Genomic DNA, 13,610 nt, shown 5'->3' with positions numbered 1-13,610 from the left:
CTGATGGTGGGCACTCCCTGCGCCGAGGCGGTCCCTCTCTGGCGCGGCAAGAGGCGAGGCTTGCAGGCGGTGAAAATGAAAAGAGCGGGCACAAGGCCCGCTCTTTCCGTTCAGGATCGGAGATCCGATCAGAACGACATCGAGACGCCGACCGAGTAGGTCTCGTTGTCGTCGTCATCGCCGCCGCCGAAGTCGGAGTCGCCGTAGCCGCCGTGCAGCTTCAGACCGCCGCCGAGGTCATAGGCCGCGGCGATGCCGTAGCCCTTCACCTTGTCCTGCGCGTCCATGTCGAACACACCGTAGTTCGCGCCGATCTGGAAGGCGCCGGTGGTGAAGCCGGCCGACAGGCCGAGGTGGTTGCCGTCCTGCAGGTCCGAGCTGATGTCGGTGTAGGCGATGCCAGCCACGAAGCCGTTGTTGAAGTCGCCGGTCAGCGAGACGCCGAGCAGTTCAACATCGCCACCAACGAGGGCGGCGCCTTGGCTGCCGAGCCCGGTGCCAGCGGTTTCAAACGACTGGTAAGCGATGCCGGCGCCCATGCCGAAGCCGCCGAAGTCGCCGTTCCATTTCGCGCCGACCGCGTAGTTGGTGCTCGCGCCGTCTTCGTCGTCGTCGAGTTCAGCCGACACGGCCACGCCGAAGTCGCCGAAGCTGTAGTCGTAGCGGGCGATCTGGTTGTCGTACTTGCCGTCGCCGAAGGCGCCGAAGTAGCCGGCGTGGGTGGTTTCGTCGTCACCGATCGAACCCGGGTTGCCGATGTTCTCGGTCATCGCCCAGTCCATGGCGCCGTCGATTTCGCCCATGGTCAGGGTGCCGAAGGCGCCCGAGATGAAGGCGGCTTCGTTGTCGGCGGTGAAGTTGCCGTTCGAGTCGCCTTCGTCCTTCGAGATTTCGACGCTCACGCCGAACGCGAGGCCGGTGTCGGTCTCGCTGGTCGCGGTGACCTTGAGGTTGAAGTCGTTGTGGAACTGGGTCTCGTTGGTGTCACGGCCAGCCGGGAGCGGCGCGTTGTCGCCGCCGCCGACGACGCCCATCTCGGCGTAGCCCGAGAAGCTGATTTCGGCCGCAGCCACGCCCGCGGTCATGACCAGAGCCGTGGTCGCAAGAAGAATCTGTTTCATAGTTTCCCTCGTTTGTCTCGTCTGCGCCCCAGCTCAGGGGAATCCGAGTGGGCCTGCCTCTGTTTCCCCCCGGATGGCCTCGATTGCAAACGGAACGGGCCTGTTGCGGGGAAAGACGTTGATGATGGTGCAGTCTTGCCACAGTCCGCGAGGGTGCCCGCGGAACCGTCCAAGGGTCGGTAAAACAGTCGCTTTCCCGCCGCCCGGACCGCGGCGCCGGAAAAACCTTGGCACGGTCCGGAGCCTCGGATAGACAGCACGGGACGTCACACACGGGGGACTTCATGAGCTTCCATCGCCTCGCGCGCGCCGCCCTTCCGGTCGGGCTTGCGCTTTCGCTCTCGGCCTGCGGCGGCATGACGGGCGGGGGAAACAGCGGCTTCACGGGCGGCGGGGCCGAGCGGCAGGTGGAGGCGGCGGCGGCCCAGCGGCAGGCGGAGTTCGCCGAGCGCAACCGCGGCGCCACGGTGGCCGGCGCCAACAGCGGAAGCCGTTCGAGCCTGTGGGACCTGTTCGGCACCAAGGACGATCCCGACACCACCGTCGAGGTGAACAAGTATATCTGGAACGCCGCGCTCGAGGTGCTGAACTTCCTGCCGGTGCAGTCGGTCGATCCCTTCACCGGGGTGATCTCGACCGGCTATGGCGTGCCGCCGGGCGGCGGGCGGGCCTACCGCGCGACCGTCTATGTGCAGGATCCGGCGCTCGATGCGCGCTCGCTCAAGGTGGCGTTGCAGGGGCAGGGCGGCGGTCCGGTCTCGGCCGAGACCCAGCGTGCGGTCGAGGATGCGATCCTGACCCGGGCTCGGCAGCTCCGCCTGCGCGACTCGCGTCTCTGACGGAGCGGACGCAGGGGCGGCTCTGGACCTCGGCCGCCGCCTCGGTGTAACTGCGGGCGATCCCTGTTCCGAAGAGGCCGCCATGTCGCGTTACGACCCCGCTGCAACCGAAAGCCGTTGGCAGGCCGCCTGGGATGAGGCGGGCGTCTTCACGGCGCGGCACGACCCCTCGCGGCCGAAATATTATGTGCTCGAGATGTTCCCCTATCCGTCGGGGCGCATCCACATGGGGCATGTGCGCAACTACACGATGGGCGATGTGGTGGCGCGGCAGAAGGCGGCTGCGGGCTATTCGGTTCTGCATCCGATGGGCTGGGACGCCTTCGGGATGCCCGCCGAGAACGCCGCGATGGAGCGCGGCGGCCACCCCAAGGACTGGACCTACGGCAACATCGCCGACATGCGGGCGCAGATGAAGCCCCTGGGCCTCTCGATCGACTGGAGCCGCGAGTTCGCGACCTGCGATCCGGAATATTACGGCCAGCAGCAGGCGATGTTCATCGACATGCTCGAGGCGGGCCTGATCTACCGCAAGAACGCCGTGGTGAACTGGGACCCGGTGGACATGACGGTGCTCGCCAACGAGCAGGTGATCGACGGCAAGGGCTGGCGCTCGAACGCGCCGGTCGAGCGGCGGGAACTCACGCAGTGGTTCTTCCGCATCTCGGACTATGCGGGTGAACTGCTGGAGGCGCTGGACAGGCTGAAGGACTGGCCCGAGAAGGTGCGGCTGATGCAGGCCAACTGGATCGGCCAGTCGCGCGGGCTGCAGTTCGCCTTCTCGACGGTGAATGCGCCGGAAGGATTCGACCGGCTCGAGGTTTACACCACGCGCCCCGACACGCTGCTGGGGGCGTCCTTCGCCGCGATCTCGCCGGATCATCCGCTGGCGAAACATCTGGAGCGGCACGATGCGGGCGCGGCCGAGTTCGTCGCCGAATGCCGCCGTGTCGGCACCTCGGAAGAGGCGCTGGAGAAGGCGGAGAAAAAGGGTTTCGACACCGGCATCCGGGTGCGGCATCCCTTTGACACCGCTTGGGAACTGCCGGTCTATATCGCGAACTTCATCCTGATGGATTACGGCACGGGGGCGATTTTCGGCTGCCCGGCGCATGACCAGCGCGATTTCGAGTTCGCCTCGAAATACGGGCTGCCGATCCCGCCGGTGTTCGTCGCCGAAGGAACCGAAGAGGCGCCGCTGACCGAGGCCTTCGTTCCGATGAAGTCCGAGCGCGTGGCTTATGTCCGCGGCTTTGCGGGCGCCGAGATCCAGACCGGCGAGGAGGCCGTCGCCGCCGCCATCGACTTCTGCGAATCGAAGGGTGTCGGCCGCGGCGTCACCAACTATCGCCTGCGCGACTGGGGCATCAGCCGCCAGCGCTACTGGGGCTGCCCGATCCCGGTCATCCACTGCGAAACCTGCGGTGTGGTGCCGGAGGCGAAGGAGAACCTGCCGGTGCGCCTGCCCGACGACGTGACCTTCGACGTGCCGGGCAACCCGCTCGATCGCCATCCGACGTGGCGCGACTGCACCTGCCCGAAATGCGGCGCCAAGGCCCGGCGCGAGACCGACACGATGGACACGTTTGTCGATTCGAGCTGGTACTACGCGCGCTTCACCGCGCCCCGTGCGACGACGCCCACCGACCCCGAGGAAGCCGACTACTGGATGAACGTCGATCAATATATCGGCGGCATCGAGCACGCGATCCTGCACCTGCTCTACTCGCGCTTCTTCGCGCGGGCGATGCAGAAGACCGGCCACCTGCCCGCGAAGGCGATCGAGCCGTTCAACGCGCTCTTCACGCAAGGAATGGTGACGCACGAGATCTACCTGACCCGCGATGCTGCGGGCCGGCCGGTCTATCACCTGCCCGAGGACGTCACCGACGGAAAGCTCGCCGATGGCACGCCGGTCGAGATCATCCCCTCGGCCAAGATGTCGAAATCCAAGAAGAACGTCGTCGATCCGATGAACATCATCAGCCAGTTCGGCGCCGATACGGCGCGCTGGTTCGTGATGTCGGACAGCCCGCCCGAGCGCGACGTGGAATGGACGGCCTCGGGCGCCGAGGCGGCGTTCAAGCATCTGGGCCGCGTCTGGCGGCTGGCTGACGAGATTGCGCGCGCCGAAGGCGCCCCCACGGCCGAGGATGTGGCGCTCGATCGTGCCACCGCCAAGGCCATCGCCGAGGTGACGCAGGGCATCGAGGGCTTTGCCTTCAACAAGGCCATCGCCAAGCTCTACGAATTCACCAACACGCTGTCGCGCTCGGGCGCGGGGGCCGAGGCGAAGCGGCGGGCGATGCGGACCATGGCGCAGCTGATGTCGCCGATGGTGCCGCACCTTGCGGAAGAGGTCTGGTCGATGCTCGGCGGCGAGGGGCTGGTTGCGCAGGCGCCCTGGCCCAAGGCGGACCCTGCGCTTCTGGTCGATGACATGGTGACCCTGCCGATCCAGATCAACGGCAAGCGCCGGGCCGAAGTCACGGTGCCGAAGGACATGGCCGCTTCCGAGGTTGAAAAGCTGGTGCTGGCGGACGAAGCTGTGCAGCGTGCGCTGTCGGGAGGCGCTCCGAAGAAGCTGATCGTCGTGCCGGGCCGCATCGTCAATGTCGTCATCTGACCGCCGCTCCTTCCTGCTCGCCGCGCTGGCACTGGCCGGCTGCGGCTTCCGTCCGGCCTATGGGCCGGGCGGCCCGGCCGAGAAGCTGCAGGGCTCGATCCGCGTGGAGGATCCGACCGACAAGAACGGGTTCGACCTCGTGGAGCGGCTGGAAGAGCGGATCGGCCGCCCCGAGGCGCCGCGCTTCGACCTGCGCTACCGGATCTCGACCAGCATCGACAGCGTGGGCATCACGCCGTCGGACTCCATCACCCGCTACAACCTGACCGGCCGGATCGAGTTCACGCTTGTGGAGCGGGCCAGCGGAGAGGTCGTCCAGAGCGGGACGGTCTCCAACTTCACCTCCTGGTCGGCGACCGGATCGACCGTTGCGGCGCTGGTGGCCGAAGAGGATGCCAAATACCGCCTGATGCGCATCCTGGCCGACCAGATCGTGACGCAACTGATCGCGACGTCGGGGCGCTGGCTGGCATGATCCTGCGCGGCGCCGAGGCCGTGCGTTATCTTGCGAAGCCCGATCCGGCGCGCGCGGGGCTGCTTGTCTTCGGGCAGGATGCGATGCGGGTCGCCCTGAAACGACAGGAGGCGATCCTCGGCCTGATCGGTGCGGAGGGCGCGGCCGAGATGCGGCTGACCCGGATTCCCGCCTCGGAGCTGCGTCGGGATCCGGCGGCGCTGATGGACGCCATGACGGCGAAAGGATTTTTCGATGGCCCCCGTGCGGTGCTGCTGGAAGAGGCCACCGACGGTCTGGCGGACCTGATCGGGAAGGTGCTCAGGGAGTGGCGTCCGGGGGACGCGCAGGTGGTGGTGACGGCCGGGGGACTCACGGGCCGCTCTGCGCTGAAAAAACTGTTCGAGGCGCATCCGAACGCGGTCTGCATCGGCCTCTACGACGATCCGCCCACGCGGGAGGAGATCGACACGATGCTCCGGCAGGCCGGCCTCGGGCGCATCGACCCTGCGGCGATGGCGGGTCTCGCTGCGCTGGCCCGCGACCTCGATCCGGGCGACTTCCGGCAGACGGTGGAAAAGCTCGCGCTTTACAAGCTTGGCGATTCCGCACCGCTCTCGTCGGCGGATGTGGCTGAGATGGCGCCTGCGTCGATCGAGGCGGGCGTGGACGAGGTGATCCACGCCGTCGCCGAGGGGCGGCGCGCCGAAGTCTCGCCGCTTGTCCGCCGGCTTGAGGCGCAGGGGGTCACGGCTGTGGCCCTCTGCATCGGCGCCATGCGCCATTTCCGCAGCCTGCACCGGATCGCCGCCGGGGCGGAGCCGGGGCGGGGAGGCTTCAACCCCCGGCAGGAGCGGATGCAGCGGCAGGCCCGCCAGTGGGGCGTAAGCCGGCTGGAAGAGGCTCTCACGCTGCTGGTCGAGACGGACCTCACGCTCCGCTCGGCCAGTCGCGCCCCCGCCATGGCCGTGATGGAGCGCGCGCTGATCCGGCTCTGCACGGTCAGGTGACGGCCGATTCTCGCAGGCCCGGCCCGTGATGCCTCTACCGGGGGTGAATCCTCGCGCGGAACATGCTAGATCCTGTGGCAGGCAGAACAAGAAACTTGGAGCAGACAATGAACAGGCTATCCCTGCTCGCCCTTGGGGCGGCGCTGGCGGCATCTCCGGCGGCCGCCCAGATGACGGGTGCGACCCTCGATTTCGGCCATTCCTTCTTCACCGAGGATGCCGACGTGGCCAAGACCAGCCTTGGCGGCAGCGCCGAGATGTCGATCGGGACCAACTTCGGCGTGCAGGGCGATCTCGGCTATTCGCGGCTGCACGGGATCAAGGATGATGCGACCTCGGTGGCCGTTCATGGCCTGCTCTATGTCACGCCCGAGACCGCGCTCGGCGCCTTTTACGGGATCGAGGAACTGGCGGGCGACGGTGTGAACTTCTACGGGTTCGAGGTCGGCCAGAAGAGCGACTTCTTCGACGTCGAGGCCTATGTCGGGCGTGCGGACGATTCCGGCCTGACCGGCTCGATGATGGGGCTGGAAGGTCGCGTGTCGCTGGCCAGCGGCTTCGGGGTCGGCGCCAAGGTGAACCACCTCGATGTCGAGGGGCTCGATACCACGCGCATCGGGCTGACCGGCGACTACACGCTGCCGAACGGGCTGGCGCTGACGGCCGAGCTGGGGACGGTCAATGCGGATGATCTCGGGCTTGACGGGTCCGAGCCCTACATCGGCCTCGGTGCCCGCTTCGACTTCGGACGCGGCACGATGTTCAGCCGGCGGACCCTGACGGCGGTGGCTCCGGGGCTCTGACGCCGGGCCCGTTGAAAAAGGCTGCCGCGCGGCCGGCATGGCGTCCGGTCGCGAGGCAGGCGGTGAGGAGATAGCCCCCGGTCGGCGCCTCCCAGTCCAGCATTTCCCCGCAGGCAAAGACGCCCGGAAGCGCGCGCAGTTCGAGGCTGTCGGTCAGGCTTTCGCGGGTGATGCCCCCGGCGGTCGAGATCGCCTCGTCGAGCGGACGTGGCCCGTCCAGCGGCACCGGCAGCTCCTTGAGCCGGGCCGCCAGAACCTCGATCGGGGGGAGGGGACGCGCGAACTCCTGCACCAGCGCCACGGCTGCGGGCGCAAGGCCCAGCTTGCGCAGGCGGTTTGCGAGGCTCTCTCCGGCCCGGCCGCGGGCCAGCCGGGCGCGCACCTCATCCACTGTCAGATCCGGCAACAGATCGAGCGCAAGCGGAGCGCCTTCGCGCAGCAGGCGCGCGATGGCGTAGATGCCGCCGCCCTCGAGGCCGCGGGCCGAGATCACGAACTCGCCCCTCTCCCGACGATCCCCCGCCAGCAGGGCCACACCCTTGACGGGCGAACCGAAATGCCGGGCCATGTGCGCAGACCAGGTCACGCGGAAACCCATGTTGGCGGGGCGGAAGGGCGCGATCACGATGCCGCGGGCGGCAAGCCACGGGGCCCATGCACCGTCCGAGCCCAGCCGCGACCAGCTCGCCCCGCCGAGGGCGAGCACGGTCACGCGCGGCGCGAGTTCGACCATGCCGTCGGGCGTGCGGAAGCAAAGACCCGCGCCAAACCCTTCCCAGCGCCAGCGGGTGCGGATCTCGACGCCGAGCGAGGTCAGCCGCGCGAGCCAGGCCCGCAGCAGCGGGGACGCCTTCATGGCCTCCGGGAAGACCCGCCCGGACGAGCCGGTGAAGACCGGCTGCCCGAGCGCGCGGCACCAGTCCTGCACCTCGGCCGGCCCGAAGTCGGCGAGCATGGGCGCCAGCCAGTCCGCGGCCTCCTCATACCGGGCAAGGAAGGATGCGGCCGGCTCGTCCTTGGTGATGTTGAGGCCCGATTTGCCGGCCATCAGCAGCTTGCGCGCGACGCTGGGTTTCGCCTCGCAGATCACGGTCCGGCGTCCGGCCCGTGCAAGTTCTTCGGCCGCCATGAGGCCCGCCGGCCCGCCGCCGATCACCAGAGCGTCCATGTGTTCGTCCCGCAACTGTCTGCGGGCGCACCCTAGTCGGGGGGCAGCGAAACAGGAAGAGAGCGCGGCACCGTCTCGCGGCGCCGCGCCCGGCTGACAGCTGCAAAGGACAGCGGGTCAGTAGGTCGGATCGGGAAGCTGCTTGCCGTTCGGCCAGGGCCGCGCGTCTGTGACGGGCACGAGCGAGGCGGCCGAGGTCTCGTAGCGCGCGGCCGAGTAGATGTGCATGTCGCCGCTTCCGTCGCTGTAGGCGTAGCTGTCCGGGCTCGCGAACTTGGCGGCCACGTCGAACATCGGATAGAGCGACCAGTTCGCGTCCCAGTTCTGGTGCTTGGCGCCGTTCGGCCCGCAATAGACCTCGATGCCGTCAATGAAACAGTAGATCCGCTCCCGGGTCACGAGTACGGCGTAGTCGTGGATCTCCGAATAGGCGTCAAAGCTGTCGAATCCCAGCTTGCGAAGATCGAACTTGAGGGGCGCGCGCGTCCTGACCGAAAGCGAGCCATATTCGCCCGAGTGGACGTTGCAGGTGCTCCAGCCGCCATCGGGCCAGGATCCGTAGATGCTGTTGAAATGCTCGAAGACGTCGATCTCGGGCGGCCATCCTTCGGCGATCAGCCAGAAGGCGGGCCACGAGAACTTGCGGCTGGACGTGACGCAGCGCGCCGTCCAGATGCCGGTCTTGCCCCGCCACTCCGGCATGCGCTGGCCGATCAGCACCGAGGCCTGATGGTAGAAGATGCGGGTCGAATTGTAGGTCACCGGAGCGGGCAGGCGGCAGGAGCGGAGGCGGATCGCGGTGCGGCCCTGCCCGTCGCTCACCCTCGCATGGGGGAATGCGGACTGCGTGGGCCAGACATCCTCGTTCATGTAGAGGCCGACCTCGGCGTTGCCGTCCTGCGTGTAGCCGTGCGAGAGGCGCGAGCGCCAGCAGGGCGTGCCCGACGCACTGTTGTCGATGTAGCCCGTATCCGACCAGCGCACGTTGGCGGCATCGAGCTGCGCCGTCGGTGTGCCGGAGATGTCCAGCCGCATCGGCGGGCGGTGGCGGGGCAGGACGGCCGGCGGCTCGTTCACCGCGCCGTCCTTGATCTCGATGTAGGCCGAAACCGGGGACGCCGTGCGCCAGCCGCCCATGTCCGTGTGGAGATAGAGGAGGAACCTCTGGCCCGCGGTCCGGGTCGTGGTCCGCATGTCGATGGTGATCCACATCTCGGGATCGTCATCCGGCCGCCAGACATGCCAGTAGTCTCCGACCCAGAGCGACTGGTCGGATCCGACGTTGATGCCGCCCCCGGTCGAGTTCTGGACGAAGGGCCTCAGAATCGCGGTCATCCGCACCGGCTGATCCGCCGTCACCTTGATGTGGGCGTAGCGTTGGCCCGGAGGAACATGGACCGTTCGGGTGGCCGGATCGTCATAGGCAATCACCGGCAGGGGCAGGGTGCCCAGCAGCTCCCACGGATTGGCCTCGACCGGAGCCGGAAGGGTGCCGCCGCTGCCGGCGGGGGCGGCGACCTCGACCGGGGCGGCCGACGCACCGTCGAAGGCCCACGAGAACCGCTGGCACCGGACGGTTGCCAGCCCGTTCCCGCCCCCGGCGCAGAGGCCGGCCCAGCCGCCGGTGGTGATCGGGCTCGTGTCCGTCAGGGTTCCCGTCCAGGCGGCGGGCTCGTTCGCGGTGGCGGCCCAGGCCTTCCAGGAGAGTGTCGCACCCACCATGCGAACGCGCAGCCAGCAGTCGCCCTCGGCCGCCCGCGCGAAGGCGAGGTTCGACAGGATGGTGGCCGTGCCCTCGTTGAACCGCACGACCTGCAGCGACGGTCCCGAGCCGTTGTTGTTGAACATCACCCGGTAGCCGGTTTCACGCGCGGCCGCGCCCGCGGCCCGCACCGCAAGGCCGGCAAAGCCGCCCGCCTCGGCAAAGGTGAAGAGCGCGAGTGTCTCGATATCGACGGCGCCGTCCGCCGCGTCGCAGGCCAGGAGCGAGCGGGCCGTGCTGGTCGGCTCGGCCTGCACGCAGCCCTGCGCCTCGATCCAAGGGAGCGCGTTCCACACCTGCCGCCAGCCCTCCGGGGATCCGCCGGTGCCATCCTCGAACAGGTCGGCCATGCCGACGTCCGGTGTGGTGGTGCCTTCAAGCTGGCTGATGCGGTTCAGCGCCCCGGTCAGATGGTTCTCGAGCTGGTCGAGCGCATCCTGCACGCGCACCAGGCGGTCCGAGAGCGCCGCATCGCCGGCATCTGTCGTCCGACTGAGGGTGTTGAGCCGGTCGGACAGTTCGTTGTCGCCGCCACTGCTGCTGTCGGCCAGCCCCGGAAGCGCGGTCTCGAGCGCCGCGAGGCGCGCGAGAAGGTCGGCGGTCTCGTCCGAGGCGTGTGCGCCGAGCGCAAGGAGATCGGCCCGAACCGCAGCGAGTTGCGCGGCGAGCCCGTCGGCTTCGGCCTGCGCGTTCTGGACCTGAGCGGCCAGCTGTGTCTCGAGCCCCGCGATCCGCGCGGCGAGCGCGTCGAGGAAGGGTGTGATGTCGGGATCTATTGCCATGGCGTTTCCTCTGATGACGGGCGCCGCAGGGGCCCTTCGCAAGGTGATCGCCGCTGGAGGTTGATATTCGTGAACCAGACCGCGCGCTGCCTCTGCCCGACGACGAGCCCGTGCCGCGGCCTGATCCGCGCTGTCCGGACGACTGGAAGCGCGGTCGAATCGGACGTGCTGGAAAGCTGGAGACAGTGTGAACTGCGGGCGTTGAGCGTCACAAGAGGCTTCGGCGAGTCGAGACGCCACGCATCCAGACCTTCTGGATCAGTGTCGCCAGTGCCGTTCCGATGGATCGCGCGGGAGCCGGCTTGCGCCGTACGAACGGCGGATGCGCGAGGCACCATCAAAAGCAGCGACAACCGCCACGGCGGCCATTGTGCCGCCGGGCGGTGTCATCAGCAGGGGCACGGCGGCGGCGCTCTCGGCGATCGTGCGCATTCTACGGATGATGGGCATCGATTCCACGCGATGGTGGGCACGGATTCCACGGCATCGTGGGCAGCCGTTCCACGGCTCGGGCAGCTTGGCCGACCCGCACATGGAGTCAGGCTTGATCGGTAGGGTCAAGCGGTTTCAGCCTCGTTGCGCGCCTACGCATGCTTTCACCCGCCAGCGTCAGGCGGTGGGCATTGTGAACGAGCCGGTCCAGAATGGCGTCGGCCAGCGTCGGGTCGCCGATGGCCTCGTGCCAGTGCTCGAGCGGGAGCTGGCTGGTGACGATGGTAGCGCCGCGGCCGTGGCGGTCCTCGAGGATCTCCAGCAGGTCGCGCCTCTCGAATGATGTCAGGACGGCAAGTCCCCAGTCGTCGAGAATGAGCAGATCAGTCCGCGCCAGAGCCTTGAGCATCCGGGCGTGCCGTCCGTCGCCCCGGGCGATGGCAAGCGCTTCGAAGAGGCGCGGGACCCGGTGGTAGACTACCACTCGCCCGTCCCGGCAGGCCTTTTGGCCGAGTGCGCAGGCGATCCAGCTCTTGCCGAGGCCGGTGGGGCCGGTGATGAGCAGGTTCTCGTGGCGGGCGATCCAGGCACCGTCGACCAAGTGGGCCATCACGGTGCGGTCTATGCCGCGCGGGGTGCGCAGATCGAGATCCTCAACGCAGGCGGCCTGCCGCAAGGCGGCGAACTTGAGCCGGGCAACCAGCCGCTTGGCGTCCCGCTCGGTGGCCTCGCGATCGACCAGAAGGCCGAGCCGCTCTTCGAAGCCGAGGCTGTCGAAGGTGGCCGGGGCGTAGCGCTGCTCGTCCAGCGCCTTCGCCATGCCGGTCAACCCGAGGGCGGTGAGGCGCTCGGAAGTGGGATGGGTCAGCAAGGTCAGTCTCCTTTCAATGATAGTAGCCTTGGCCGCGGATGTTGGGGTGCTGCAGGGGAAGCTGCCCGGCCTCCTCCTCAAGAAAGGCGCGGTCGAGCCCGCTCTGCAGGATCGACCGGATCGAGGCGACCGAACGCGCGCGGATGGACAGGCCTCGCCGGCAGGCCGCGTCGAGACGCGCCGGACCGAAGCTTCTGGCGAGGGCGAGGACGCCGAGGCAGGTGCGAAATCCCTGCTCGGGGTGGGGGCGATCGGCCATCACCACCTCACAGAAGGCGGCAACCGAGGGGCCGAGCTTCGCCGCCTGCGCCAGCATGCGTGCCGGTGTCCATTCGGCGTAGCGGCGATGCGCCGAGGGCATGTGCTCGGGCACCGTGACATGGCTGCGCCGTCCGGAACTGCGGGCGTGGCTGGCAACCCGTTGGCCCTTGTGGAAGATCTCGACGGTTCCGCCGCAGATGCGGACATCCACCTCCTGGCGGATCAGCCCGAACGGCACGGAATACCAGCAGCTGTCGACCTCGACGTGGTAATCCGGTGCGATGCGGGCGCGCTTCCAGCGGGCGAACATGTAGGGCTCCGGCGGCAGCGGTTGCAGGTTCGGTCGGTCGAGGGTGGCGAAGAGATCGGCACGGCTGGCGCCGTAGCCACGCATCACGCGCATGTTCAGTTCATCGACCAGCTGCCGGATCGCAGCGTTCAGCTCGGCCAGCGAGAAGAACCGCCGATTGCGCAGACGCGCCAGGATCCAGCGCTGCGCGACCTGCACCGCGACTTCGACCTTCGCCTTGTCGCGCGGCCGGTAGGGACGCGCCGGCAGGACAGCGGTGCCGTAGTGGCCGGCCATCTCGGCGTAGGTTCGGTTCAGTCCCGGGTCGAACCGATCCGCCTTGAACACTGCCGACTTGAGGTTGTCAGGCACCACCACCTTCGGCACGCCGCCCAGGAAGGCAAACATCCGGACATGTGCGCCGATCCAGTCCTCGAGGCCCTCCGATGCCACGGCTTCCGCGTAGGTGTAGTTTGACGCTCCCATCGCGGCGACAAACAGCTTCACCGCCTGGACCTCGCCGGTCTCCGCGTCGATCAGCTCGGCCGTGTCGCCCGCGAAGTCGACGAAGACCTTCTCGCCGGCCACATGCGTCTGGCGCATCGTGGGGCGGACCCGGCCCTTCCAGGCCTCATAGTGCTCGCAGAACCAGGCGTAGCCAAACCCGAGGGGATGGGCCGCGCGGTATTCCTCCCAGAGCAAGGCCCGCGTGACGCCGGGGCGCCGCAGTTCCCTGTCGACCACGGACCAGTCAGGCACGGGACGCTCGTGATCCGGAACGGAAGGTGCCGCCGGGAACAGCAGCAACTCAAGGTCGTCGTCGGTCAATGTCTCGGGAAGCGGCCATGTCAGGCCGGCCTTCCGCGCCCGGCCCAAGTAGGCTCCCACGGTTCCCTTGCCCAGCCCGAGCGAGGCGGCGATCGCCCGCTCGCTCAGCCTCTGGGCATGCTTCAAACGCAGCACATCACGTATCAGGCGCATCGACAGTCGTTCCGTTGGCATTCAGGTTCCCTCGCTCAAACGAGGGCACCGTAGCTTCAGACTGTCGGCCAGAACTGCCCACCATCCCGTGGAACGCGCGCCCACGATCGCGTGGAATCGCTGCCCACGATCACGTGGATCCCGCGCCCATCATCCCGTGGAATCCCTGCCCACCATCCCGTGGAACACGCAGGCGATCGACCGGAGCCGG

At 68.2% G+C, this 13,610-nt stretch carries 10 protein-coding genes; 5 read left to right on the top strand and 5 right to left on the bottom strand.

The window, feature by feature from the left end; all coding sequences use genetic code 11:
- Positions 1 to 128: 128 nt before the first annotated feature.
- Positions 129 to 1,121 (bottom strand): porin, encoded by a 993-nt coding sequence (locus tag LV780_RS11965; protein WP_108221430.1) that lies wholly within the window; start codon positions 1,119 to 1,121, stop codon positions 129 to 131.
- Positions 1,122 to 1,405: 284 nt separating this feature from the next.
- Here LV780_RS11965 and LV780_RS11960 point away from each other — a divergent pair, with 284 nt between their 5' ends.
- The 5 genes from LV780_RS11960 (at position 1,406) to LV780_RS11940 (ending at position 6,853) form a co-directional block, all read left to right on the top strand.
- Positions 1,406 to 1,960, top strand: coding sequence for a DUF3576 domain-containing protein (locus LV780_RS11960; RefSeq protein ID WP_108221429.1), 555 nt, complete (start codon positions 1,406 to 1,408; stop codon positions 1,958 to 1,960).
- Between the two features lie 82 nt (positions 1,961 to 2,042).
- On the top strand, positions 2,043 to 4,586 hold the full coding sequence (gene leuS, locus LV780_RS11955) for a leucine--tRNA ligase (protein WP_108221428.1): 2,544 nt from the start codon (positions 2,043 to 2,045) through the stop codon (positions 4,584 to 4,586).
- Positions 4,573 to 5,061: an LPS assembly lipoprotein LptE gene (lptE, locus tag LV780_RS11950; protein WP_011910079.1), complete on the top strand. Its 489-nt coding sequence runs from the start codon at positions 4,573 to 4,575 to the stop codon at positions 5,059 to 5,061. The genes leuS and lptE overlap by 14 nt, the downstream gene beginning before the upstream one ends.
- On the top strand, positions 5,058 to 6,050 hold the full coding sequence (holA, locus tag LV780_RS11945) for a DNA polymerase III subunit delta (protein ID WP_108221427.1): 993 nt from the start codon (positions 5,058 to 5,060) through the stop codon (positions 6,048 to 6,050). The genes lptE and holA overlap by 4 nt, the downstream gene beginning before the upstream one ends.
- Positions 6,051 to 6,157: 107 nt before the next feature.
- Positions 6,158 to 6,853, top strand: a complete 696-nt coding sequence (locus tag LV780_RS11940; RefSeq protein WP_108221426.1) for a hypothetical protein — start codon at positions 6,158 to 6,160, stop codon at positions 6,851 to 6,853.
- On the opposite strand, the gene LV780_RS11935 is transcribed toward LV780_RS11940, so the two are convergent.
- From LV780_RS11935 to istA, 4 genes are all read right to left on the bottom strand, one after another.
- A complete protein-coding gene (locus LV780_RS11935; protein WP_108221425.1) occupies positions 6,813 to 8,021 on the bottom strand; it encodes a TIGR03862 family flavoprotein in 1,209 nt (402 codons plus the stop codon). The genes LV780_RS11940 and LV780_RS11935 overlap by 41 nt on opposite strands.
- Before the next feature lie 117 nt (positions 8,022 to 8,138).
- The gene (locus tag LV780_RS11930) at positions 8,139 to 10,565 is read right to left on the bottom strand and encodes a LamG domain-containing protein (protein ID WP_108221424.1); all 2,427 of its coding nucleotides are present in this window, start codon (positions 10,563 to 10,565) and stop codon (positions 8,139 to 8,141) included.
- 538 nt (positions 10,566 to 11,103) lie between these two features.
- On the bottom strand, positions 11,104 to 11,868 hold the full coding sequence (istB, locus tag LV780_RS11925) for an IS21-like element helper ATPase IstB (protein WP_117345027.1): 765 nt from the start codon (positions 11,866 to 11,868) through the stop codon (positions 11,104 to 11,106).
- A 13-nt stretch (positions 11,869 to 11,881) separates the two neighbouring features.
- Positions 11,882 to 13,420, bottom strand: coding sequence for an IS21 family transposase (istA, locus tag LV780_RS11920; RefSeq protein ID WP_117345026.1), 1,539 nt, complete (start codon positions 13,418 to 13,420; stop codon positions 11,882 to 11,884).
- Positions 13,421 to 13,610 lie beyond the last annotated feature (190 nt).

Source organism: Cereibacter azotoformans (assembly GCF_021391315.1).
In the GTDB taxonomy this organism is placed as follows: domain Bacteria; phylum Pseudomonadota; class Alphaproteobacteria; order Rhodobacterales; family Rhodobacteraceae; genus Cereibacter_A; species Cereibacter_A azotoformans.
Note: the sequence above shows the minus strand (reverse complement) of the source record. Positions and strands in the feature narration are given on the sequence as shown.

Coding starts and splice junctions, on each gene's coding strand:
- LV780_RS11965 (WP_108221430.1), bottom strand. CDS start 1,121: ATGAAACAGATTCTTCTTGCGACCACGGCTCTGGTCATGACCGCGGGC.
- LV780_RS11960 (WP_108221429.1), top strand. CDS start 1,406: ATGAGCTTCCATCGCCTCGCGCGCGCCGCCCTTCCGGTCGGGCTTGCG.
- leuS (WP_108221428.1), top strand. CDS start 2,043: ATGTCGCGTTACGACCCCGCTGCAACCGAAAGCCGTTGGCAGGCCGCC.
- lptE (WP_011910079.1), top strand. CDS start 4,573: ATGTCGTCATCTGACCGCCGCTCCTTCCTGCTCGCCGCGCTGGCACTG.
- holA (WP_108221427.1), top strand. CDS start 5,058: ATGATCCTGCGCGGCGCCGAGGCCGTGCGTTATCTTGCGAAGCCCGAT.
- LV780_RS11940 (WP_108221426.1), top strand. CDS start 6,158: ATGAACAGGCTATCCCTGCTCGCCCTTGGGGCGGCGCTGGCGGCATCT.
- LV780_RS11935 (WP_108221425.1), bottom strand. CDS start 8,021: ATGGACGCTCTGGTGATCGGCGGCGGGCCGGCGGGCCTCATGGCGGCC.
- LV780_RS11930 (WP_108221424.1), bottom strand. CDS start 10,565: ATGGCAATAGATCCCGACATCACACCCTTCCTCGACGCGCTCGCCGCG.
- istA (WP_117345026.1), bottom strand. CDS start 13,420: ATGCCAACGGAACGACTGTCGATGCGCCTGATACGTGATGTGCTGCGT.